Annotated in this window: 24 protein-coding genes; 1 reads left to right on the top strand and 23 read right to left on the bottom strand. The window is 61.3% G+C overall.

All coding sequences use genetic code 11. From position 1 onward, the window contains the following. Nucleotides 1-5: 5 nt before the first annotated feature. The 14 genes from K0H47_RS04275 to flhA form a co-directional block, all read right to left on the bottom strand. A complete protein-coding gene (locus tag K0H47_RS04275) occupies nt 6-401 on the bottom strand; it encodes a DUF2802 domain-containing protein (RefSeq protein ID WP_017477477.1) in 396 nt (131 codons plus the stop codon). Next, nucleotides 402-887 carry a chemotaxis protein CheW gene (locus K0H47_RS04280; protein WP_003210641.1) on the bottom strand — a complete coding sequence of 162 codons (486 nt, stop codon included), beginning with the start codon at nt 885-887 and terminating at the stop codon, nt 402-404. Between the two features lie 73 nt (nt 888-960). Further along, a complete protein-coding gene (locus tag K0H47_RS04285) occupies nt 961-1,755 on the bottom strand; it encodes a chemotaxis protein CheW (RefSeq protein WP_093207501.1) in 795 nt (264 codons plus the stop codon). Between the two features lie 151 nt (nt 1,756-1,906). Next, entirely contained in the window at nt 1,907-2,695 is a 789-nt protein-coding gene (locus K0H47_RS04290; protein WP_219272044.1) for a ParA family protein, read from the bottom strand. 51 nt (nt 2,696-2,746) lie between these two features. Further along, nucleotides 2,747-3,634, bottom strand: coding sequence for a flagellar motor protein MotD (motD, locus tag K0H47_RS04295; RefSeq protein WP_003210644.1), 888 nt, complete (start codon nt 3,632-3,634; stop codon nt 2,747-2,749). A 15-nt stretch (nt 3,635-3,649) separates the two neighbouring features. Next, entirely contained in the window at nt 3,650-4,390 is a 741-nt protein-coding gene (locus K0H47_RS04300; RefSeq protein ID WP_017477474.1) for a flagellar motor protein, read from the bottom strand. Further along, nucleotides 4,390-5,511: a chemotaxis response regulator protein-glutamate methylesterase gene (locus K0H47_RS04305; RefSeq protein ID WP_093207495.1), complete on the bottom strand. Its 1,122-nt coding sequence runs from the start codon at nt 5,509-5,511 to the stop codon at nt 4,390-4,392. The genes K0H47_RS04300 and K0H47_RS04305 overlap by 1 nt, the downstream gene beginning before the upstream one ends. Before the next feature lie 49 nt (nt 5,512-5,560). Next, a complete protein-coding gene (locus K0H47_RS04310; RefSeq protein WP_219272045.1) occupies nt 5,561-7,783 on the bottom strand; it encodes a chemotaxis protein CheA in 2,223 nt (740 codons plus the stop codon). A gap of 11 nt (nt 7,784-7,794) precedes the next feature. Continuing rightward, nucleotides 7,795-8,583, bottom strand: a complete 789-nt coding sequence (locus tag K0H47_RS04315; protein WP_063028114.1) for a protein phosphatase CheZ — start codon at nt 8,581-8,583, stop codon at nt 7,795-7,797. Between the two features lie 18 nt (nt 8,584-8,601). Next, on the bottom strand, nt 8,602-8,976 hold the full coding sequence (locus K0H47_RS04320; RefSeq protein WP_005790040.1) for a chemotaxis response regulator CheY: 375 nt from the start codon (nt 8,974-8,976) through the stop codon (nt 8,602-8,604). Nucleotides 8,977-9,146: 170 nt separating this feature from the next. Further along, nucleotides 9,147-9,887 carry an RNA polymerase sigma factor FliA gene (fliA, locus tag K0H47_RS04325; protein WP_003214541.1) on the bottom strand — a complete coding sequence of 247 codons (741 nt, stop codon included), beginning with the start codon at nt 9,885-9,887 and terminating at the stop codon, nt 9,147-9,149. Continuing rightward, entirely contained in the window at nt 9,884-10,717 is an 834-nt protein-coding gene (gene fleN, locus K0H47_RS04330) for a flagellar synthesis regulator FleN (protein ID WP_003192912.1), read from the bottom strand. Before fleN ends, fliA begins: the two co-directional genes overlap by 4 nt. A 105-nt stretch (nt 10,718-10,822) precedes the next feature. Further along, nucleotides 10,823-12,139 (bottom strand): flagellar biosynthesis protein FlhF, encoded by a 1,317-nt coding sequence (flhF, locus tag K0H47_RS04335; RefSeq protein WP_177025415.1) that lies wholly within the window; start codon nt 12,137-12,139, stop codon nt 10,823-10,825. An 11-nt stretch (nt 12,140-12,150) separates the two neighbouring features. Then, nucleotides 12,151-14,265, bottom strand: a complete 2,115-nt coding sequence (flhA, locus tag K0H47_RS04340; protein ID WP_207198184.1) for a flagellar biosynthesis protein FlhA — start codon at nt 14,263-14,265, stop codon at nt 12,151-12,153. A 368-nt stretch (nt 14,266-14,633) separates the two neighbouring features. Here flhA and K0H47_RS04345 point away from each other — a divergent pair, with 368 nt between their 5' ends. Then, on the top strand, nt 14,634-14,849 hold the full coding sequence (locus K0H47_RS04345; RefSeq protein WP_093210192.1) for a DUF6124 family protein: 216 nt from the start codon (nt 14,634-14,636) through the stop codon (nt 14,847-14,849). 167 nt (nt 14,850-15,016) lie between these two features. Here K0H47_RS04345 and flhB read toward each other — a convergent pair whose 3' ends face one another. From flhB to K0H47_RS04390, 9 genes are all read right to left on the bottom strand, one after another. Then, nucleotides 15,017-16,153 carry a flagellar biosynthesis protein FlhB gene (gene flhB / locus K0H47_RS04350; protein ID WP_093207489.1) on the bottom strand — a complete coding sequence of 379 codons (1,137 nt, stop codon included), beginning with the start codon at nt 16,151-16,153 and terminating at the stop codon, nt 15,017-15,019. Between the two features lie 3 nt (nt 16,154-16,156). Continuing rightward, complete coding sequence (gene fliR / locus K0H47_RS04355; protein WP_003214551.1) at nt 16,157-16,933, bottom strand: flagellar biosynthetic protein FliR; 777 nt, start codon at nt 16,931-16,933, stop codon at nt 16,157-16,159. A 13-nt stretch (nt 16,934-16,946) separates the two neighbouring features. After that, nucleotides 16,947-17,216, bottom strand: coding sequence for a flagellar biosynthesis protein FliQ (gene fliQ / locus K0H47_RS04360; RefSeq protein WP_003214552.1), 270 nt, complete (start codon nt 17,214-17,216; stop codon nt 16,947-16,949). Between the two features lie 3 nt (nt 17,217-17,219). Continuing rightward, on the bottom strand, nt 17,220-17,963 hold the full coding sequence (gene fliP, locus K0H47_RS04365; RefSeq protein ID WP_003214554.1) for a flagellar type III secretion system pore protein FliP: 744 nt from the start codon (nt 17,961-17,963) through the stop codon (nt 17,220-17,222). Next, the gene (gene fliO, locus K0H47_RS04370; protein ID WP_177070635.1) at nt 17,963-18,397 is read right to left on the bottom strand and encodes a flagellar biosynthetic protein FliO; all 435 of its coding nucleotides are present in this window, start codon (nt 18,395-18,397) and stop codon (nt 17,963-17,965) included. The genes fliP and fliO overlap by 1 nt, the downstream gene beginning before the upstream one ends. A gap of 1 nt (nt 18,398) precedes the next feature. Then, nucleotides 18,399-18,866, bottom strand: a complete 468-nt coding sequence (gene fliN / locus K0H47_RS04375; RefSeq protein ID WP_063028102.1) for a flagellar motor switch protein FliN — start codon at nt 18,864-18,866, stop codon at nt 18,399-18,401. A 34-nt stretch (nt 18,867-18,900) separates the two neighbouring features. Further along, nucleotides 18,901-19,869, bottom strand: coding sequence for a flagellar motor switch protein FliM (fliM, locus tag K0H47_RS04380; protein ID WP_010166091.1), 969 nt, complete (start codon nt 19,867-19,869; stop codon nt 18,901-18,903). A 9-nt stretch (nt 19,870-19,878) separates the two neighbouring features. Further along, nucleotides 19,879-20,379 (bottom strand): flagellar basal body-associated protein FliL, encoded by a 501-nt coding sequence (gene fliL, locus K0H47_RS04385; RefSeq protein WP_017477463.1) that lies wholly within the window; start codon nt 20,377-20,379, stop codon nt 19,879-19,881. A gap of 249 nt (nt 20,380-20,628) precedes the next feature. Then, on the bottom strand, nt 20,629-21,999 hold the full coding sequence (locus K0H47_RS04390; protein WP_219272047.1) for a flagellar hook-length control protein FliK: 1,371 nt from the start codon (nt 21,997-21,999) through the stop codon (nt 20,629-20,631). Between the last annotated feature and the right edge of the window lie 237 nt (nt 22,000-22,236).

Consider the following 22,236-nt stretch of genomic DNA (forward strand, 5'->3'; position numbering starts at 1 on the left):
AACCTTCAGTTGTCCTTGTGCAACCGGCTCATCAACTGCGCTTCAGCCTGGGTCAACCCGCAGGACTGCGTCAGCTCATCCACCGTCGCGCCCATGCCCACCAGCTTCGCCGCCTGGGCGAATGAGAGGCTCGACGGGTCACGCTGCTCGAGCGCCGACAGCTTGTCCGGCAACGGCGCCAGCACCGCACGCAGTTCGTGCACTTCATCCCCCACACGCACCGCGCTTTGCTGGAAGTGGTCGACCCGCTTGGCCAGCTCCAGGATTCGCCGGTCGCGCGCAGCGTCGCGCTCGACCTGTCGAGCTGCCAATTCCCGTTGCTGGCGCACGTAGCGCAGCAGAAAGCCCAAAGTCCCGGCCCACAGGATGGCCAGGACGATCACCGCTACCTCAAGGAACAATCAGATATTCTCCAGATCCTGCCATTCTTCTTCGCTCATCATCTTGTCCAGCTCAACCAGAATCAGCAGTTCGCCGTTCTTGTTGCAGACACCCTGGATGAACTTGGCCGATTCTTCGTTGCCGACGTTCGGCGCGGTCTCGACTTCAGATTGGCGCAGGTAAACCACTTCCGCCACGCTGTCGACCATGATCCCGACCACTTGCTTGTCGGCTTCGATGATCACGATGCGGGTGTTGTCGTTGACTTCGGTCGGCACCAGGCCAAAACGCTGGCGAGTGTCGATCACGGTCACCACGTTGCCGCGCAGGTTGATGATGCCCAGCACGTAGCTTGGGGCACCCGGCACCGGAGCGATTTCGGTGTAGCGCAGCACTTCCTGCACACGCATCACGTTGATGCCGTAGGACTCGTTGTCCAGTTTGAAGGTGACCCATTGCAGGATTGGATCATCCACCAGACCTTGTGCGGACACTGACTTGTTCATACTCCAGACCCCTTCAAATACCGTTGGTTACGGTGTGTGTTCTTGGGCAGCGCCGTAGCACTGCTGCTTGTTATCAAGTGCGTTTGTTGAGCGGCATGGCTTTTACCGCACCGCTGGCAATCAGCTCCGCCAGTTCGGCGACATCCAGCAACGCGCACATGTGTTCGATCACGGTGCCCGCCAGCCATGGCCGCTGGCCCCGGTGGCTGCGCCATTTGATTTCGTTCGGGTCCAGGCGCAATGAACGGCTGACCTGATGCACTGCCAGCCCCCACTCGTAGCCCTGGACCGAAATAACGTATTGCAGGCCCTGGCGGAAATCATCCCGATAGCGGTCGGGCATGACCCAACGCGCGGTGTCCAATACCTTCAAGTTGCCCTGCTGGCTCGGCAGGATCCCGAGGAACCATTCCGGCTGGCCAAACAACGGCGTCAACTCCTGGCCTTCCAGGGAGTAGATCGACCCCAGGCACACCAGCGGCACTGCCAGGGTCAGCCCGGCGACGTCGAACAGCAAGCATTCGAACGGTTCTGCGGCCCATACCGGGCGACCATCGCCCTGCACCGGCGGCGGGGTGATGCTCGGCGGGAGGTGAACCTCAACCACCGGCGCGATCACCACAGGCGTAACAGGCTCGGGCACAGCCACCGTTTCCGGAACGGCTAAGGGAACCACCAACGCATCACGGGCCTGCTCTTCCAGGACCGCCAGTTGAAACTCGTCCAGGGCCGCGGGTGTTGGCTCGATGACTTCATCGAGGATCAGAATCGGTTCCGGCATTTCCTCGGTCGCGTCCTGGAGCAAGGCGTCCAGGTAGGACTCCAGCGCCAGCTGCGGCCGGGTCTTGAAATCAACGGGACGGTTCATCTGTATGCCCACGCGCAAGCCCCACCAACCCTGTATTCAGAGGTTATCGGCCTGTAAGTGTCCGGACTTGAATCGAGAGCCGGTTTTGTCAGAAAAACCGCGGCGTCTGCATCGCTGGCAAGCCAGGCTCCTACAGGGCTGTTTATGATCATCACGCCACCTGCGCCACAAGTTGCTGGGACAACAGGTGCTTGAGCAACGCCCGATACGCCAGCACCCCACGGCTCTTGCCGTCGAACTGCGAAGGCGTCAGCCCTGCCCGGCTCGCATCCCGCAGGCGCGTGTCCACCGGGATGTAGCCTTGCCAGATGGTGTCCGGATAGGCGTCACGCAATACCCGCAGGGTGCCGAGGGAGGCCTGGGTACGGCGGTCAAACAGGGTCGGCACGATGCTGAACGGCAACGCCTGTTTGCGCGAGCGGTTGATCATTGCCAGGGTGCTGACCATGCGTTCCAGGCCTTTGACGGCCAGGTGCTCGGTCTGCACCGGGATCACCAGCTGTTGGCTGGCGGCCAGGGCATTGACCATCAGCACGCCGAGCAACGGCGGGCTGTCGATGATCGCGTAGTCGAAATCCTGCCACAGCTGCGCCAGGGTCTTGGCGATCACCAGGCCCAGGCCGCTCTGCCCCGGCGACTGACGCTCAAGGGTGGCCAGGGCGGTACTGGACGGCAACAGCGAGATCTTTTCATTGCTGGTAGGCAGCAACAGTTGGCCCGGCAAATCGATCGGCACGCTGCCCTTGTGCAGGAACAGGTCGTAGCAACTGTGCTCCAGGGCATCCGGGTCGTAGCCGAAATAGCTGGTCATGGAGCCGTGGGGGTCCAGGTCGACCACGACCACACGCTTGCCGGCCTCTGCCAGCAAGCCGGCCAAGGCGATGGAAGTGGTGGTTTTACCGACACCACCCTTTTGATTGGCAACTGCCCAGACTCTCATTCTGATTGTTCCTCCCGGCAGGCACAGGCTCGACCGAGAAATTGCATGGGGTTATAGAGCCGGTGACGGAGAATTGACGGCACTCCCGCGAACCGGCGCCTTTACGGGCGCTGGTGCAGTTTGTGTGCCAGCCCGCTTCAAGGCGGCATCCGGTGTTGCATTGGCGGTGCCGGTACCGGTCAGGCTGCGGCGCACATCCAGGTTGCGCGACACCACCAACACCACCCGACGATTGCGCGCCCGGCCTTCCGCCGTGGCGTTATTGGCCACCGGCTGGAACTCGCCATACCCCACCGACGCCAGGCGCCCGGGGTTCACGCCCTGCATCGCCAGCATCCGCACAATACTCGCCGCGCGGGCCGAAGACAGCTCCCAGTTGGTCGGATACTGCGCCGTGCTGATCGGCAAGTTGTCGGTAAACCCTTCAACGTGCACCGGGTTCTCAAACGGCTTCAGGATCGCCGCCACCTTGTCGATGATGGTGAACGCCTGGTCGCTGGGCATCGCATCGGCGCTGGCGAACAGCAGACTGGAATTCAGCTCGATTTCCACCCACAACTCATTGCCGCGCACGGTCATCTGGTTGGAGCTGATCAAGTCGCCAAAGGCTGCACTGATGTTATCGGCGATGCTTTTCAGCGGGTCACTGGTGCCACCGATGCCGGCGGCGGTTTCATCGCTGTCATTGACCAGCGGCTTGGCCGGGGTCACGGTCTTGGGGCGTTCTTCGCCGATGGGAATCGGCTTGAGGGCGCGGTCAGCGTCGTTGAACACGCCGATCAGCGCCTGGGAAATGACTTTGTACTTGCCTTCGTTGATCGAGGAAATGGAGTACATCACCACAAAAAACGCGAACAACAGCGTAATGAAGTCGGCGTAGGACACCAGCCAGCGTTCATGGTTGACGTGTTCTTCAGGCTCGCGGCGGCGACGGCTCACAACAAATACCTCCCATCAATCCATGAAGCCCTGGAGCTTCAATTCGATGGAGCGCGGGTTTTCACCCTCGGCAATCGAGAGGATGCCTTCGAGCAACATCTCGCGATAACGCGACTGGCGCATGGCGATCGACTTGAGCTTGCTGGCCACCGGCAACAACACCAGGTTGGCACTGGCCACGCCGTAGATGGTGGCGACGAACGCCACGGCGATCCCGCTGCCCAGTTGCGACGGATCGGCCAGGTTGCCCATCACGTGGATCAAGCCCATCACCGCACCGATGATGCCGATGGTCGGCGCATAGCCGCCCATGCTTTCAAAGACTTTGGCCGCGTTGATGTCGCGGCTTTCCTGGGTGTAAAAATCCACTTCCAGGATGCTGCGAATCGCTTCCGGCTCAGCGCCGTCCACCAGCAATTGTAGGCCTTTGCGTGCGTAGCTGTCGGGCTCGGCATCGGCCACGCCTTCTAGGCCCAGCAGGCCTTCCTTGCGCGCCGTGAGGCTCCAGTTGACCACGCGGTCGACGCCGCCCGGCAGGTCGACACGCGGCGGGAAAATAATCCAGATAAGGATCTGCATCGCGCGTTTGAACGAACTCATGGGCGATTGCAGCAAGGCTGCGCCCACCGTGCCGCCGATCACAATCAACGCTGCCGGGCCGTTGGCCAGGGCACCCAGATGGCCGCCTTCGAGGTAGTTGCCGCCGATAATCGCGACAAACGCCATGATGATGCCAATCAGGCTCAATACATCCATTACAGGCAGGCCTCCACCAGATGCTTGCCGATGTCGTCCAGGCTGTAGACGGCGTCGGCCAGGTCAGCTTTGACGATGGCCATGGGCATGCCATAGATCACGCAGCTGGCTTCATCCTGGGCCCAGATCGCGCTGCCGCCCTGCTTGAGCAGGCGTGCGCCTTCGCGGCCGTCGGCGCCCATGCCGGTCAATACCACCGCCAGAACTTTGTCGCCGTAGGACTTGGCGGCGGAACCGAAGGTGATATCCACACACGGTTTGTAGTTCAGGCGCTCGTCACCCGGCAGGATTTTGATCGCACCACGACCATCGACCATCATCTGCTTGCCGCCAGGGGCCAGCAGCGCGAGGCCCGGGCGCAGGATGTCGCCATCCTCGGCTTCCTTGACGCTGATGCGGCACAACTTGTCCAGGCGCTCGGCGAAGGCCTTGGTGAACGCAGCCGGCATGTGCTGGATCAACACGATCGGCGCAGGAAAGTTGGCCGGCAGCTGGGTCAACACCCGCTGCAAGGCAACCGGGCCGCCGGTGGAGGTGCCGATGGCCACCAGCTTGTAGGCCTTGCGCTTGGGAGCAGGCGAATGCGCGGCGGGCGCAGCCGTACGCACAGGTGCTGCGGCCGGGCGCGCAACCGGCGCAGGTGCCGGGCGACCAAAGGTGCTCGGGGCTGCCGGTGGCGGTGTAACAGGTGCCGGCGCCGGTGCACTGAACAGGCTGCGTCGGTTACTGCGGGAGATGCTGTGCACCTTCTCGCAAAGCATCTGCTTGACCTTCTCGGGATTGCGCGAGATGTCTTCGAAATTCTTCGGCAGGAAGTCCACCGCGCCGGCGTCCAGCGCATCCAGGGTGACCCGGGCGCCTTCGTGGGTCAGCGAGGAGAACATCAACACCGGAGTCGGGCAGCGCTGCATGATGTGCCGCACCGCCGTGATGCCGTCCATCATCGGCATCTCGTAGTCCATGGTGATCACGTCTGGCTTGAGGGCCATGGCCTGATCGATCGCCTCTTTGCCGTTGGTGGCCGTGCCGACCACCTGGATATTGGAATCCGATGAAAGAATTTCCGAGACGCGGCGGCGGAAGAAACCTGAATCGTCCACCACCAGGACCTTGACTACCATAAACACTCCGTTAGGCCGGGCGAGGGACAACCGCCCTGCCCGGGCCGAATCAAATACGCCGTGCGGCGTAACGCTTGAGCATGCTCGGAACATCCAGAATCAGCGCGATCCGACCGTCACCGGTAATGGTCGCACCCGACATGCCCGGGGTTCCCTGCAGCATTTTGCCCAAAGGCTTGATGACCACTTCTTCCTGGCCCACCAGCTGATCGACCACAAAGCCGATACGCTGGGTGCCCACGGAGAGAATCACCACATGGCCTTCGCGCTGCTCTTCATGCTTGGCCGAAGCCACCAGCCAGCGCTTGAGGTAGAACAGTGGCAGTGCCTTGTCGCGCACGATCACCACTTCCTGGCCGTCCACCACGTTGGTGCGCGACAGGTCGAGGTGGAAGATTTCGTTGACGTTGACCAGCGGGAAGGCGAACGCCTGGTTGCCCAGCATCACCATCAGGGTCGGCATGATCGCCAGGGTCAACGGCACCTTGATGACGATCTTCGAGCCCTGGCCCTTGGTCGAGTAGATGTTGATCGAACCGTTGAGCTGGCTGATCTTGGTCTTCACCACGTCCATGCCCACGCCACGGCCCGACACGTCGGAAATCTCGGTCTTGGTGGAGAAGCCCGGGGCGAAGATCAGGTTGTAGCACTCGGTGTCGGTGAGGCGGTCGGCGGCGTCCTTGTCCATCACGCCACGCTTGACCGCAATGTTGCGCAGTATCGTGGGGTCCATGCCTTTGCCGTCGTCGGTGATCGACAGCAGGATATGGTCGCCTTCCTGTTCGGCCGCCAGGATCACTTTGCCCTGGCGGTTTTTGCCCGAGGCTTCGCGCTCTTCCGGCGTCTCGACACCGTGGTCGACCGCGTTGCGCACCAAGTGGACCAGCGGGTCGGCCAGGGCCTCGACAAGGTTTTTGTCGAGGTCGGTTTCTTCACCCACCAGTTCCAGGTTGATCTCTTTCTTGAGCTGGCGTGCCAGGTCGCGAACCAGGCGCGGGAAGCGGCCGAAGACTTTCTTGATCGGCTGCATCCGGGTCTTCATGACGGCGGTTTGCAGGTCGGCGGTGACCACGTCGAGGTTCGACACGGCCTTTTGCATGGCCTCATCGCCGCTGTTCAGGCCCAGTCGCACCAGGCGGTTACGCACCAGCACCAGTTCGCCGACCATGTTCATGATGTCGTCCAGGCGCGCGGTATCAACCCGCACGGTGGTTTCGGCTTCACTGGCCGGTTGCTTGTCTGCGGCCGGAGCAGCAGCGGCACGCGCGGGTGTCGGGGCCGGTGCAGGTTTGGCAGCCACTGGTGCAGCGGCCTTGGCGGCCACCGGGGCTGGCGTTGTCACCGCAGCGGCAGCTGTAGCAGCCGGTGCAGCAGCGCCGACCACTTCGGTGAACTTGCCCTTACCGTGCAGTTCATCCAGCAGGGCTTCGAATTCGTGATCGGAGATCAGTCCATCGGCAGCCGGTGCAGCGGCTGCAGTAGCAGCAGGTGCTGCAGGTGCGGCGGCGGTTGCGGCGACTTCCGGCAGTGCATCGGCAGCAAACGAGCCTTTGCCATGCAACTGGTCCAGCAGCGCTTCAAATTCGTCGTCGGTGATTTCGTTGCTGGCAGGCGCCGCGGCTTCCGTAGGCGCTGGCGCTGCGGCCACCGCGTCCGGGGCAAACTGACCCTTGCCGTGCAACTGGTCGAGCAACGACTCGAACTCGGCGTCAGTGATGTCTTCAGTGGTTGGCACCATGGCCGGCGCATTGGCCGCCGGAGCCTCGGCTTCGGCCTTGACGGCGTTCAGCGAGTCCAGCAGTTGTTCAAATTCGCTGTCGGTCACGTCGCCCGCAGGCTCGGCGACAGGCTCAGCCACCGCTTCGACCACCGGCGCGTTGGCCGCAGGTTCCGCCAGGCGCGCCAGGGCGGCCAGCAGTTCCGGAGTGGCGGCCGTGATCGGTGCACGTTCGCGCACTTCACTGAACATGCCGTTGACCGCGTCCAGCGCTTCCAGGATCACGTCCATCAGTTCCGAGTCGACGTGTCGCTCACCCTTGCGCAGGATGTCGAACACGTTCTCGGCGATGTGACAGCACTCCACCAGCTCGTGGAGCTGGAGGAAGCCGGCGCCCCCTTTTACAGTGTGAAAACCGCGAAAAATTGCATTGAGCAGGTTCGCATCATCCGGTCGGCTTTCCAGCTCGACCAGTTGTTCGGACAGTTGCTCTAAAATTTCGCCGGCCTCTACAAGGAAATCCTGAAGGATTTCTTCATCGGCGCCGAAGCTCATGGGTGTGCTCCTTAGAAGCCTAAACTGGACAGCAAATCGTCTACGTCGTCTTGCCCGGATACAACGTCTTCACGTTTATCGGCATGAATCTGCGGACCTTCACCCTTGGCGAGGTGTTTTTGTGGATCTTTTTCAGAAAGGATCGCTTCGCGGTCATGTTCGATGCCGGCAAACCGGTCGACCTGGCCCGCCATCAACACCAGTTTGAGCAGGTTGCTTTCCACTTCGGTGACCAGTTGGGTCACGCGCTTGATCACCTGACCGGTGAGGTCCTGGTAGTCCTGGGCCAGCAGAATGTCATTCAGGTTGCTGGAAACCGTGCGGTTTTCCTGCTCGCTGCGGGACAAAAAGCCCTCGACCCGACGCGCCAGTTCACGAAACTCTTCAGCGCCCACTTCCCGACGCATGAACCGGCCCCAGTCAGTGCTCAGGGCCTTGGCTTCACTGGCCATACCGTTGACCAGAGGCGTGGCGTTTTCCACCAGGTCCATGGTGCGGTTGGCCGCCGCCTCAGTCAGCCTGACCACATAGGACAGGCGTTCGGTGGCATCCGTGATCTGCGAGATTTCTTCGGCCTGGGGCATGTGCGGGTCAATCTGAAAATTGACAATCGCACTGTGCAACTCACGCGTGAGCTTGCCCACTTCCTGGTACAGGCCGCGGTCACGGGTCTGGTTGAGCTCATGGATTAACTGCACCGCGTCACCGAACTGGCCTTTTTCAAGGCTTTCGACAAGTTGGTGAGCATGTTTTTTCAGGGTCGACTCAAAGTCGGCCTGCGATGATTCTTTATGCTCCATAGCTCCCCCGTGGCAGCATCAATGACCGATGCGTTCGAAGATCTTTTCGATCTTCTCTTTCAAGGCCAGTGCAGTGAATGGCTTGACCACGTAGCCGTTAACCCCGGCTTGGGCGGCTTCGATGATCTGTTCACGCTTGGCTTCAGCGGTCACCATCAGCACAGGCAGGCTGCGCAGTTTTTCATCAGCGCGCACGTGGCGCAGCAGATCGATACCGGTCATGCCCGGCATGTTCCAGTCTGTTACCAGAAAGTCGATGCTCCCGCTGTTGAGGATCGGAATCGCCGTAATGCCGTCATCCGCCTCGACCGTGTTAGTGAACCCAAGGTCACGCAACAGGTTTTTTATGATCCGCCGCATCGTTGAGAAGTCATCAACGATGAGGATTTTCATGTTCTTGTCCAATTCGACCTCCAAGCAGTCTTAAACGCGCCCAGCACCTGGGCGCGCCATATCAATCAACAGGCGTTACACAAAAAGGACTACCGGGGGCGCACCACGGGCCAAGCCCGTCCGGGCGCAGAGCCCGGACGGTATCGTTCGCAGTGTCCCCACACTGCCTGTCAGCGCGCTCGCCACTCTCCCAAACGCCCCCGCAAGCGGGCCGCGCACTGGCTGTGTAACTGGCTGACCCGCGATTCGCTGACACCCAGGACCTCACCGATTTCCTTGAGGTTCAGCTCTTCGTCGTAGTACAGCGCCAACACCAGTCGCTCACGCTCCGGCAAATTGGCAATCGCGTCCGCCAGCGCACGCTGGAAGCGTTCATCTTCCAGATCGCGTGACGGTTCGAGATGAGCACTCGCGCCGTCCTCGTGCAGCCCTTCATGTTCGCCGTCCTGCAAAAGGTCGTCGAAACTGAACAGGCGGCTGCCCAAGGTATCGTTCAAAATCCCGTAATAATCGTCGAGACTCAATTGGAGTTCGGCCGCAACTTCGTGATCTTTAGCGTCGCGACCGGTTTTTGCTTCAATTGAGCGAATTGCGTCACTCACCATCCGCGTGTTGCGGTGTACCGAACGCGGCGCCCAATCACCTTTACGCACTTCATCGAGCATGGCCCCACGGATACGAATCCCCGCGTAGGTCTCGAAACTCGCGCCCTTGCTCGCGTCGTACTTGGTCGACACTTCGAGGAGGCCGATCATCCCGGCCTGGATCAAGTCTTCGACCTGGACGCTGGCGGGCAAGCGCGCCAGCAAGTGATAGGCAATGCGCTTGACCAGGGGCGCATAGCGCTCGATCAATTCGACCTGACTGTCACGTGCCGACTTCTTGTAAAGGTTGTAGCCGCTGGCTGTCATAGCACCGGTCCTGCGCTCGTCTGATGCACCAATCGCTCGACGAAAAACTCCAGATGCCCCCGAGGATTGGCGGGCAACGGCCAGGTATCGACCTTCTGGGCAATAGCCTTGAACGCCAATGCGCACTTCGAACGAGGGAACGCTTCATAGACCGCACGCTGCTTTTGCACGGCCTTGCGTACGCACTCGTCGTAAGGAACTGCGCCAACGTATTGTAAGGCGACATCGAGGAAGCGATCTGTGACCTTGGTCAACTTGGCGAACAGATTCCGCCCTTCCTGCGGGCTTTGGGCCATGTTGGCCAGCACGCGGAAGCGGTTCATGCCGTAGTCGCGGTTGAGCAGTTTGATCAGGGCGTAGGCGTCGGTGATCGAGGTGGGTTCATCGCACACCACCAGCAACACTTCCTGGGCTGCGCGCACGAAGCTGACCACGGATTCGCCGATCCCGGCGGCGGTGTCGATCACCAGCACGTCGAGGTTGTCGCCGATGTCACTGAACGCCTGAATCAGGCCGGCATGCTGCGCCGGGCTCAGGTGCACCATGCTCTGGGTGCCGGAAGCGGCCGGCACGATGCGAATCCCGCCGGGGCCTTGCAACAGTACGTCGCGCAGCTCACAGCGGCCTTCGATCACATCGGCCAGGGTATGTTTGGGCGTCAGTCCCAGCAGAACGTCGACGTTCGCCAGGCCCAGGTCAGCATCCAGCAGCATGACGCGACGGCCAAGCTCTGCCAGAGCCAGGGACAAATTCACTGACACGTTAGTTTTCCCGACGCCACCTTTGCCGCCGGTCACCGCGATCACCTGTACGGGATGCATGCTGCCCATTTTATTTCTTTACCTTGTCTTGCTTAGACGCAGGCTACATAAGTTGGCCGCGGGAACTGCTGGCAGGCCATCGATGTAGATACTTTGCAATGTGTTCATATTGCCTCAGCCGACTCGCTTTTTCGGGCTGTGGTAGAGGTCAGCAAACATGTCAGCCATCGCTTCCTCACTCGGTTCTTCCTGCATTTGCACGCTGACAGCCCGGCTGACCAACTGATGACGGCGCGGCAGATGCAAATCATCCGGGATCCGCGGCCCGTCGGTCAGGTAGGCGACCGGTAACTCATGACTGATGGCCAGGCTCAATACTTCGCCCAGGCTTGCCGTTTCATCCAGTTTAGTCAGGATGCAGCCCGCCAGCCCACAGCGCTTGTAGCTGTGGTAGGCGGCGGTCAATACCTGCTTCTGGCTGGTAGTGGCAAGTACCAAATAGTTTCTGGATTTGATCCCGCGCCCGGCCAGGCTTTCCAGCTGCATGCGCAGGGCCGGGTCACTGGCTTGCAGGCCGGCGGTGTCGATCAGCACCACGCGCTTGCGCAGCAGCGGGTCGAGGGCGTTGGCCAGGGACTGGCCCGGGTCGACGTGGGTCACCGGCACATTGAGGATGCGGCCCAGGGTCTTGAGTTGCTCCTGGGCGCCAATGCGGTAGCTGTCCATGCTCACCAGCGCGATGTTCTGCGCGCCGTACTTGAGCACATAACGTGCGGCCAGCTTGGCCAGGGTGGTGGTCTTGCCCATGCCGGCAGGGCCGACCATGGCAATCACGCCGCCTTCTTCCAGGGGTTCGATTTCCGGGGTGACGATCATCCGCGCCAAGTGGGCCAGGAGCATGCGCCAGGCCTGGCGAGGTTCTTCAATTTGGGTGGTCAGTTGCAGCAGGTCGCGGGACAACGGGCCGGACAGGCCGATGCGTTGCAGGCGACGCCACAGGTTGGCCTGTTGTGGCTGGCTGCCCTGCAACTGGTTCCAGGCCAGGGAGCCCAACTGCACTTCCAGCAGTTCACGCAGGCCGTTGAGTTCGAAGCGCATCGAGTCGAACACCCGCTGGTCTACCGCTGCCGCCGGGGCGGGCGCAGCAGGACGCGGCGGCTCAACAAAAGTCGGCTCTACCAGAGGCTCGGACGCCGTCAGCGGCAACCCGGCAAACAGCTGGCGATTGGTGGATGCGTCGCTGTCGCCACGCATGCTCAGTTCAGCCTGGGCCGAGACAATGCGCGAAGCGGTCTTGCGCAGCTCGTCTTCCAGTTCCATGTTCGGCACACGCGGCGCCAGGGCCGAGGGCTTGTAATCCAGGGCAGCCGTCAGCTCGACACCGCCGGCAATACGACGGTTACCGATAATCGCAGCGTCGGCGCCCAACTCATCACGTACCAGTTTCATGGCCTGACGCATATCGGCGGCGAAAAAACGCTTCACTTGCATATCCCACTACCTCAGCCGTTGGGCCCTACTGTCGCGACGATAGTCACTTGCTTATTGTCAGGAATTTCCTGGTAAGCCAATACATGCAAATTCGGTATAGCCAGGCGTCCAAACCGCGACAACATCGCCCGGACGGGGCCAGCCACCAGCAGGATCACCGGATGGCCTTCCATCTCCTGGCGCTGCGCGGCCTCAATCAACGAACGCTGCAGCTTTTCAGCCATGCTTGGCTCCAGCAACACGCCTTCATCAGCGCCCTGCCCAGCCTTCTGAATACTATTGAGCAATATTTGTTCCAACCTTGGTTCCAAGGTGATCACAGGCAGCTCAGAGTCAAGCCCTACAATGCTTTGGACGATTGCACGCGACAATCCGACGCGCACTGCGGCCACCAGGGCGGCAGTATCTTGACTCTTGGCGGCATTGTTGGCGATAGCTTCGGCAATGCTGCGAATATCCCGCACCGGCACCTGTTCGGCCAACAGCGCCTGCAGCACCTTGAGCAGTTGCGAGGTAGACAGCACGCCCGGCACCAGCTCTTCGGCCAGCTTTGGCGAGGCCTTGGCCAGCAATTGCAAGAGTTGCTGGACTTCTTCGTGGCCGATCAGCTCGTGGGAATGCTTGTACAGAATCTGGTTAAGGTGGGTCGCGACCACCGTGCTGGCGTCGACCACGGTGTAGCCCAACGACTGCGCCTGGCTGCGCTGGCTGATTTCGATCCACACAGCTTCCAGCCCAAAAGCCGGATCTTTGGCGGTAATCCCGTTGAGGCTGCCGAACACCTGGCCCGGGTTGATCGCCAGTTCGCGGTCCGGGTAGATCTCGGCTTCGGCCAGGATCACCCCCATCAGGGTCAAGCGGTAGGCGCTGGGCGCCAGGTCGAGGTTGTCGCGGATGTGCACAGTAGGCATCAAGAAGCCCAGGTCCTGGGACAGCTTCTTGCGCACACCCTTGATCCGCGCCAGCAACTGCCCGCCCTGGTTGCGATCCACCAGGGGAATCAGGCGATAGCCGACTTCCAGGCCGATCATGTCGATCGGGGTCACGTCGTCCCAGCCCAACTCCTTGGTTTCAAGGGCCCGGGCCGGCGATGGCAGCAGTTCCTGCTGACGCGCCACTTCCTGCTGGGCAATCACCTTGATGTTGTTTTGCTTTTTCCAGAACAGGTAGGCACCACCGGCGGCCATGGCAGCCATGCTCAGGAACGAGACGTGAGGCATGCCCGGCACAATACCCATGATGGCCATGATGCCCGCCGCCACGGCCAGCGCCTTGGGCGAGGCAAACATCTGCCGGCTGATCTGCTTGCCCATGTCTTCGGAGCCCGAAGCACGGGTCACCATGATCGCCGCCGCTGTAGATAACAACAGTGATGGCAATTGCGCCACTAAACCGTCACCGATGGTCAGCAAGGCGTAAACCTTACCGGCGTCGCCGAAGGTCATGCCGTGCTGGAAGATGCCTACTGCCATGCCGCCGATCAGGTTGATAAACAGAATCAACAGGCCGGCGATGGCGTCACCGCGCACGAATTTGCTGGCACCGTCCATGGAACCGTAGAACTCGGCTTCCTGGGCGACTTCAAGACGACGGGATTTAGCCTGGTTCTGATCGATGAGGCCGGCGTTGAGGTCGGCGTCGATGGCCATCTGCTTGCCGGGCATTGCGTCGAGGGTGAAACGCGCGCTCACCTCGGAAATCCGCCCGGCGCCCTTGGTCACTACCACGAAGTTGATGATCATCAAGATCGCAAAAACCACGATACCGACCACGTAGTTACCGCCGATCACCACCTCACCGAAGGCCTGGATCACCTTGCCTGCGGCGGCGTGGCCGTCCTGGCCGTGGAGCATCACCACCCGGGTGGAGGCCACGTTAAGCGCCAGCCGCAGCAGCGTGGCGATCAGCAGAATCGTCGGAAACACCGCAAAATCCAGCGGCCGCAGGGCGTACACACACACCAGCAGCACGACCACGGACAGCGCAATGTTGAAAGTGAAGAACACGTCCAGCAGGAACGGCGGCATCGGCAACATCATCATTGCCAGCATCACCAGCAACAACAACGGCACACCCAGATTGCCTCGCGAGAGGTCAGTCAGGGTGCCACGGGCCGTGCTGAGCATTTGAGAGCGATCCACCGGTATTCCTCGTTTCCTTGAAGCAAACTTTTGACGCCGGGAGGCGTCCTGAAGGCGGTATTGCAAGAAGCCTTCCAACTTTTGCTTGAGGGAGCAGATCGGTCTCACGGACAGCGAAGGGCTAGCGCCGTACACACATCACCTGTGGCGAGGGAGCTTGCTCCCGTTGGGCTGCGCAGCAGCCCCAGAACGGCTTACGCGTTTTGCCTGAATAACCGCGATAGCTTTATTGGGGGCGCTTCGCGCCCCAGCGGGAGCAAGCTCCCTCGCCACACAAGCTCGTTCACGGGAGATGGCGAAACGTCCGACAGGGATTTAGGGTTGCTGGTGAGAAGAAAAAGGCGCTATCGAAGATAGCCATTCCTCCTCCCACAACGCCCCCCGTCGAAGACCTGCTGGTCAACCTCACCGAAACACTGGCTTCGGCCCATGCCCTGACCTGCGACTTTGCCTGTGAACTGGAAGGATCGCGGCGGGAAGGCGCGCTGGGGATTGCGCAGTTGATTGAGATGGGTCGGTTGCTGGCTGATCGGGTGCTGGATGACATAGCGCCCTTGCCTGCGACTTAAACGTTGCCATAGGCAATTGCGGGAACACTCAGGAGATTTTTTTGCCTGGACGGACGCCATCGCGGGCAAGCCCGGCTCCCACAGTTGACCAAGTTGGCCGGGAGAATGCGATCAAAATGTGGGAGCCGGGCTTGCCCGCGATGAGGCCAGGAGAGGCGCTACAACACTCAGGAATCCCGACGCAAATCCGGCGGAATCGGCAGGTCTTTGAGCGGATCCGGCCGCTTGCCCTTGCCCGCCCGGTACTGGCGGATCTGATACACGTACGCCAACACCTGAGCCACCGCCAGGTACAGTCCGGCCGGAATCTCCTGGTCGAGGTCGGTGGAGTAAAAAATCGACCGCGCCAACTCCGGCGACTCCAGCAGCAGAATGTCATTGGCCACGGCAATCTCACGGATTTTCAACGCGGTGAAATCACTGCCCTTGGCCAGCAGCATCGGCGCCCCACCCTTCTCCGGGTCGTACTTGAGCGCCACGGCATAGTGAGTCGGGTTGGTGATGACCACGTCGGCGTCGGGAACGGCAGCCATCATCTTGCGCTGGGACATCTCGCGCTGCAGCTGACGAATCCGCTGTTTGACCTCGGGCCGGCCTTCCTGGTCCTTGTGCTCGTCGCGCACTTCCTGCTTGGTCATCAGCAGTTTCTTGTGGCTTTCCCACAGCTGGATCGGCGCATCCACCGCGGCAATGATGATCAACCCGCAGGCCATCCACAGCGAACTCCAGCCCACCACTTGCACACTGTGGATGATCGCCAGTTCGATCGGCTCGTGGGCGATGCGCAGCAGGTCGTCGATGTCGGACGACAACACCGTCAACGCCACAAACAGGATCAGGATGAACTTGGCCAAGGCCTTGAGCAGTTCCACCAGGGCCTTGGTGGAAAACATCCGCTTGAGCCCGGGCCCCGGGTTCATCCGGCTGAACTTGGGCGCCATGCTGCCGGCGGCAAACAGCCAGCCGCCGAGGGAAATCGGGCCGATCAGTGCGGCCAGCAGCAAGGTAATCAGGATCGGTTGCACCGCAAGGATCGCGATCTTTCCGGAGTGCAGCAGGTACAGGCCCATGGCGCCCGGGCTGAGCAGCACCTCACGGGGCAGGGAGAAATTCAGGCGCATCAACTCCATCAGGTCCAGGGCCAGGCCACCGCCGTAGATCAGCAGGCCACCGGAGCCGGCGAGCATGATCGCCAGGGTGTTGAGCTCTTTGGAACGGGCAATCTCGCCCTTTTCCCGGGAGTCCTTTTTACGTTTCTCCGTGGGGTCTTCTGTTTTGTCCTGGCCACTCTCGCTCTCGGCCATGGCTTACCGCGCCCGCGCCAAGTCACGTAAGAACTGCAGGGCGTCAGTCGCCAGCGGTTGATACTGATTGAGAATGTCAGCCATGCCGACCCAGAAAATCCCCATGCCCAGCACCAGGGTCAGCGGAAAACCGATGGAGAAGATGTTCAACTGCGGCGCCGCCCGGGTCATCACGCCAAAGGCGATATTGACCACCAGCAGCGCGGTGATCGCCGGCAATACCAGCAGCAACGAGGCACCGAGCACCCAGCTCAAGCGCCCCACCAGTTCCCAGAAGTGATTGACCACCAACCCGCTGCCCACCGGCAAGGTGGTAAAGCTCTCGGTCATGACCTCGAACACCACCAGATGGCCGTTCATGGCCAGGAACAGCAAGGTCACCAGCATCGTCAGGAACTGCCCGATCACCGCCACCGACACGCCGTTGGTAGGGTCGACCATGGACGCGAAGCCCATGCCCATCTGGATCGAGATGATTTGCCCGGCGATCACAAAGGCCTGGAAGAACAGCGTCAGGGAGAAACCCAGCAAGGCACCGATGATGATTTGCTCGGCGATCAACATCATCGCACTGAGGTCCAGGGCATTCACCGGCGGCATCGGCGGCAAGCCCGGCACGATAACCACGGTAATCGCCACCGCGAAATACAGGCGGATGCGGCGTGGTACCAGGGTGGTACCGAACACCGGCATGGTCATCAGCACCGCCGTGACCCGGAACAACGGCAGAATGAACGAGGCCACCCAGGTGCTGATCTGGGTGTCGGTCAACGCCAACATCGAATTCACGGGGTCAGCCGATCAACTGCGGAATACTGCCGTACAGCTGCAGGATGTATTCCATGAAGGTTTGCACCAGCCACGGGCCGGCAACGATCAGGGTGATCAGCATTACCAGCAGGCGCGGCAGAAAGCTCAGGGTCTGTTCGTTGATCTGGGTCGCAGCCTGGAACATCGCCACCAGCAGGCCCACCAACAGGCTCGGCACTACCAGCACAGCGACCATCATGGTGGTCAGCCACAGGGCTTCACGAAACAGGTCGACCGCTACTTCTGGCGTCATCGTCTACACCCCACCGAAACTGCCGGCCAGGGTGCCGATAATCAGCGCCCACCCGTCCACCAACACAAACAGCATGATCTTGAACGGCAACGAAATGATCAGCGGCGACAGCATCATCATACCCATGGCCATCAGCACACTCGCCACAACGAGGTCGATGATCAGGAACGGAATGAAGATCATGAAGCCAATCTGGAACGCAGTCTTCAGCTCCGAGGTCACGAACGCCGGCACCAGGATGGTCAGCGGCGCCATGTCGGGACTGGCGATGTCGGTACGCTTGGACAGCCGCACGAACAACTCAAGGTCGCTGGAACGGGTCTGCGACAGCATGAAATCCTTGATCGGGCCCTGGGCCTTGTCGATCGCATCCTGGGCGGTCATTTTCTCCGCCAGATAGGGTTGCAGGGCTTGCTGGTTCACCTTGTCGAACACCGGCGCCATGATGAACAGCGTCAGGAACAGCGCCATGCCGGTCAGGATCTGGTTCGACGGCGTCTGTTGCAGGCCGAGGGCCTGCCGCAGGATCGAGAACACGATGATGATCCGGGTGAAACTGGTCATCAGCATCACGAACGCGGGGATGAAGCTCAGCGCGGTCATGATCAGCAGGATCTGCAGGCTGACCGAATACTCCTGCGCGCCCGCCGCGTTGGTGCCCAGGGTAATCGCCGGGATCGACAACGGGTCTGCCGCGTACGCCAGCGGCGCTGCCAGCAACAGCATGAGCGTCAATAAAACGCGCATTACTTCTTATCCTTCTGATCCTTGCCCAGCAACTCCATGAGGCGCTGGGCGAATTCCGGCGTGGCCGCTTGGGTCTGGGCCACTTCCACAGGCTGCTTGAGCACGTGCAACGGGGTGATGCGGCCGGGGGTGATGCCCAGCAGAATCTGCTCGTCGCCCACCTGCACCAGCACCAGCCGGTCCCGCGGGCCAAGGGCACGCGAACCCACCAGCTCAATCACCTGGGCATTGCCCGGGCCAATGCGCTGTACACGGCGCAACACCCAGGCGAGCACGAAGATCAGCCCCACCACCAACAACAAACCCAACACCAACTGGGTCAGTTGCCCGCCAACGCCACTGCCGAGCGCCGGTGCGGCCGCCTGGGCGACCGGTTCTGCTGCCATTACGCTCAAGGGCAGCGTCGATAACAGTCCTACCAGTGAGCGCTTCATATCAACGCAACTTCTTGATGCGTTCACTTGGACTGATCACGTCGGTCAGGCGGATGCCGAACTTCTCGTTGACCACCACCACTTCGCCATGGGCGATCAGCGTGCCGTTGACCAGCACGTCCAGCGGCTCACCGGCCAGACGATCCAGCTCGATCACCGAACCCTGGTTGAGTTGCAGCAGGTTACGGATGTTGATTTCGGTGCTGCCGACTTCCATGGAGATCGACACCGGGATGTCGAGGATCACGTCCAGGTTCGGACCGTCCAGGGTCACCGGCTCGTTGTTCTTCGGCACGCTGCCGAACTCTTCCATGGGAAGGCGGTTGCCCACCGGTGCGGTGGCCGCATCAGCCGCCAGCAGCGCGTCGATATCGTCCTGGCCGACATCGCCGGTTTCCTCCAGGGCAGCCGCCCACTCGTCAGCCAGGGCCTGGTCTTCGGCGGAAGTGTTTTCGTGTTCGGTAGCCATTACATGTCCTCGGCGGAGCAGAAATTAATGTGGATCAGCGGCGGTTGATCGGTTCAATCACTTGCAACGCGAGGTTGCCTTTGTGAGAACCCAGCTTGACCTTGAACGACGGCACGCCGTTGGCGCGCATGATCAGTTCTTCCGGCAGTTCGACGGGAATCACATCCCCCGGCTGCATGTGCAAAATATCCCGCAACCGCAACTGGCGACGGGCCACGGTGGCGCTCAGGGGTACGTCGACGTCCAGCAAGTCTTCGCGCAGGGCCTTGACCCAGCGTTCGTCCTGGTCGTCGAGGTCGGACTGGAAGCCGGCATCGAGCATTTCGCGCACCGGCTCGATCATCGAGTACGGCATGGTCACGTGCAGGTCGCCGCCACCGCCATCGAGTTCGATGTGGAAGGTGGAGACCACAATGGCTTCGCTGGGGCCGACGATGTTAGCCATGGCCGGGTTCACTTCCGAGTTGATGTACTCGAAATTGACTTCCATGATCGCTTGCCAGGCTTCCTTCAAGTCGATGAAGGCCTGCTCCAGCACCATGCGCACCACGCGCAATTCAGTCGGGGTAAATTCACGGCCTTCGATCTTGGCGTGACGGCCGTCACCGCCGAAGAAGTTGTCCACCAGCTTGAACACCAGCTTGGCGTCGAGGATGAACAACGCGGTGCCGCGCAGCGGCTTGATCTTCACCAGGTTGAGGCTGGTGGGCACGTACAGCGAGTGCACGTATTCACCGAACTTCATCACCTGCACGCCGCCCACCGCCACGTCCGCCGAGCGGCGCAGCATGTTGAACATGCTGATGCGGGTGTAACGGGCGAAACGCTCGTTGATCATCTCCAGGGTCGGCATGCGTCCACGGACGATGCGATCCTGGCTGGTCAGGTCGTAGCTTTTGACGCTGCCGGGCTCGGCAGCCATTTCGGTCTGTACCAGACCATCGTCGACGCCGTGGAGCAGCGCATCGATTTCATCCTGGGACAGCAGGTCCTGCACGGCCATGTCGTGATCCTACTGCAATACGAAATTAGTGAAGAGCACCTGCTCGATCACCGGTTTGCCGACTTCCTTCTGGGCCACTTCCTGCACGCTGGCAGTGACCTTCTGGCGCAGCATTTCCTGGCCCACCGGGGTGGCGAGGGTGTCGAAGGGCTGGGCGGAAAACAGCATCACCAGGTTGTTGCGGATCACTGGCATGTGCACCTTGAGGGCATCCAGGTCTGCCTGGTTACGCGCCAGCAGGGTAATGCTCACCTGCAGGTAGCGTTGACGGCCGTTCTGATTGAAGTTGGCGACAAACGCCGGAAGCATCGGCTCGAAGATTGCCGGTTGCTTGACGTTAGGGTTGACCTCGGCCGTCGCGGCCGGTTTGCTCTGGGCGCTGTGCATGAAGTACCAGGTAGCCCCCACGGACAGGCCGATCGCCAGGAACAAGGCCAGGACAATCAGCAGGATAAGCTTAAGCTTGCCCTTGCCTGCGGGTGGTGTTGCTACGTCGTCGCTCTTCGCCATGCCAATAATCCGTCACTATTCAGGGATTCATAGTTCTGGGGAAAGGCAAGAGCAAGTGTTATGCCAGAGTTGTCAGTTCAGATGGGAAGAGTACGGCTCTCTCACTCACAACCCCGATCAACTGTGGGAGCTGGCTTGCCTGCGATGAGGCCCTGCCAGCCGATATCTTGGTTGCTGACCCACCGCTATCGCAGGCAAGCCAGCTCCCACATGACCTGATTCCAACTGGAAAAAGGGCCGCTTCTCAGATCAGGCGTAGTAGTCCACGGCACTGGAACCAATGATGGACTGCACCACCGGCGCGGCAACCTCTGCCACCTCACCGATACCGCCACCATCAACCCCATCACCCCGCCCGCCGCTGCCACTGACGCCGCGTGCCTGGCTCTGCTGTTGTTGATCCTGACCCTGCTGACCCTGCCAGCCACGGGATTGGTCAGACACGTTGACGTCGACCTGGCCCATGCCCTGCTGGGCAAACATCTCCCGCAGACGGCCCGACTGGCTTTCCAGCGCTTCACGAACCACCGCGTGGCCGCTCATGAAGGTGACCTGCGCCTGTTGGTCAGCGGACATTTTCACGCTGATATCCAAGCGGCCCAGCTCAGCCGGTTGCAGCTGGATCTCTGCCGATTTGAGGTTGGCGCTGGACAAGTACATGACCCGGTTCACCACCTCGTCGGTCCAACCGCTCTGGTGCATGGCCAGTGGTGCGTTGGCCACCGGCGGCAGGGCATTTGCGGTTTTCGGCGTGGCGGCCTGGGTCAGTGCAGCGAGGCGATTGGCGAAATCGTCGACCCGGGTGTCGCTGCGGGCGTCTTTCAGGTCCTTGAGGCCGCCATCGATCAGGCCGCTGAAGGCTTTGTCGCCGCCCTGGTCGGTGCTGTCCTTGGACGCTTGCTGGTCGACCATGCTGGCCAGGCCAGTGGCGAAGTTTTGCGCGGCAGTTGGCTGATCCTGGGTCGGGGCCGGCGTGCCTTTGGCTGGGGTTTGGCTGCTGGCAGATACGTGTCCGCCCTGCTCCATGGCCAGGCGCACGGCGGGCATGGCGTCCAGTGGATCGGCTTCTGGGTCGAAGGCGGGCTTGGCGTCGTCGGTGGCGGCCACGGGTGGCGCTACCACTGGCTGGGCCTTGTCGTCTTTCGCGACAGCCGGTGCCGGTGTTTCGACGGGCGCTGGCGTTGCCGGGACGGGAACGGGGACTACCGCGGCCATCAGCGCCGGGTCGACGGCGGGGTCGACCGGGGGTTGCTGGGCCAGGGTGGGGTCATCTGCCGGGGCCGTGTCGTCGGTCTTGGCGGTGGTGTCCGGGGTGTCGGACTTGGCCGGCGGGGTGGCAGGCAAAGTCTTGCCGTTATCGGCAACCGATGGAGTGCCGGCGGCAGGCTTGTCGTTGTTGGCGGCGGGCTTGGTGCTGGCGTCCGCAGGCTTGTCGCGGGTCGACTTGGTGGTGGTGTCGGTGGGTTTTGCCGTGGGCGCGGGGGCCTGTTTGGCGAACACCTGAGCGAAGCCCGGGGCCTTGTCCCGCGGGTCCGCAGCCACTGCCGGTGGATTGGCAGCGGGCGCTTGAGGCTTGGCCGCGGGGGCCGCCTGAAGAAGCGAATTCGGGGTGATTGCCATAGCTAAGAGTCTCCGCCGCACAGGGGTCGAGGGTGCGGTTACAGGAGGTAGAGCAAGAGTTGGGCCAGGTTTTGGTTTTGGGTGTATATCCGTTATTTGGGTGATGGCGGCTTATGGTTCCGCTCTTACAGCGGGTCACTTTGGAAAAGCCCCAAAGTAACCAAAGGGCTCTTGCCCCACCACTCGGCTCCTCGCCTAGGCTCGGAGTGCCCTCACTCCGGCTTTGGACCGTGGGCC

This window comes from Pseudomonas sp. Xaverov 83 (assembly GCF_019352905.1).
Lineage (GTDB): Bacteria > Pseudomonadota > Gammaproteobacteria > Pseudomonadales > Pseudomonadaceae > Aquipseudomonas > Aquipseudomonas yamanorum.

Bases quoted from the DNA above. Each gene is read 5' to 3' on its own strand.
- fliM (WP_010166091.1), bottom strand. From the start codon at position 19,869: ATGGCCGTGCAGGACCTGCTGTCCCAGGATGAAATCGATGCGCTGCTC.
- K0H47_RS04290 (WP_219272044.1), bottom strand. From the start codon at position 2,695: ATGAGAGTCTGGGCAGTTGCCAATCAAAAGGGTGGTGTCGGTAAAACC.
- K0H47_RS04315 (WP_063028114.1), bottom strand. From the start codon at position 8,583: ATGGAGCATAAAGAATCATCGCAGGCCGACTTTGAGTCGACCCTGAAA.
- K0H47_RS04320 (WP_005790040.1), bottom strand. From the start codon at position 8,976: ATGAAAATCCTCATCGTTGATGACTTCTCAACGATGCGGCGGATCATA.
- fliA (WP_003214541.1), bottom strand. From the start codon at position 9,887: ATGACAGCCAGCGGCTACAACCTTTACAAGAAGTCGGCACGTGACAGT.
- fliN (WP_063028102.1), bottom strand. From the start codon at position 18,866: ATGGCTACCGAACACGAAAACACTTCCGCCGAAGACCAGGCCCTGGCT.
- fleN (WP_003192912.1), bottom strand. From the start codon at position 10,717: ATGGGCAGCATGCATCCCGTACAGGTGATCGCGGTGACCGGCGGCAAA.
- fliP (WP_003214554.1), bottom strand. From the start codon at position 17,963: ATGCGCGTTTTATTGACGCTCATGCTGTTGCTGGCAGCGCCGCTGGCG.
- K0H47_RS04305 (WP_093207495.1), bottom strand. From the start codon at position 5,511: ATGGTAGTCAAGGTCCTGGTGGTGGACGATTCAGGTTTCTTCCGCCGC.
- K0H47_RS04390 (WP_219272047.1), bottom strand. From the start codon at position 21,999: ATGGCAATCACCCCGAATTCGCTTCTTCAGGCGGCCCCCGCGGCCAAG.
- fliR (WP_003214551.1), bottom strand. From the start codon at position 16,933: ATGTTGGCGTTGACCGACACCCAGATCAGCACCTGGGTGGCCTCGTTC.
- K0H47_RS04280 (WP_003210641.1), bottom strand. From the start codon at position 887: ATGAACAAGTCAGTGTCCGCACAAGGTCTGGTGGATGATCCAATCCTG.
- fliO (WP_177070635.1), bottom strand. From the start codon at position 18,397: ATGAAGCGCTCACTGGTAGGACTGTTATCGACGCTGCCCTTGAGCGTA.
- K0H47_RS04285 (WP_093207501.1), bottom strand. From the start codon at position 1,755: ATGAACCGTCCCGTTGATTTCAAGACCCGGCCGCAGCTGGCGCTGGAG.
- flhB (WP_093207489.1), bottom strand. From the start codon at position 16,153: ATGGCCGAGAGCGAGAGTGGCCAGGACAAAACAGAAGACCCCACGGAG.
- fliQ (WP_003214552.1), bottom strand. From the start codon at position 17,216: ATGACGCCAGAAGTAGCGGTCGACCTGTTTCGTGAAGCCCTGTGGCTG.
- flhF (WP_177025415.1), bottom strand. From the start codon at position 12,139: ATGCAAGTGAAGCGTTTTTTCGCCGCCGATATGCGTCAGGCCATGAAA.
- K0H47_RS04310 (WP_219272045.1), bottom strand. From the start codon at position 7,783: ATGAGCTTCGGCGCCGATGAAGAAATCCTTCAGGATTTCCTTGTAGAG.
- K0H47_RS04300 (WP_017477474.1), bottom strand. From the start codon at position 4,390: ATGGATGTATTGAGCCTGATTGGCATCATCATGGCGTTTGTCGCGATT.
- fliL (WP_017477463.1), bottom strand. From the start codon at position 20,379: ATGGCGAAGAGCGACGACGTAGCAACACCACCCGCAGGCAAGGGCAAG.
- flhA (WP_207198184.1), bottom strand. From the start codon at position 14,265: ATGCTCAGCACGGCCCGTGGCACCCTGACTGACCTCTCGCGAGGCAAT.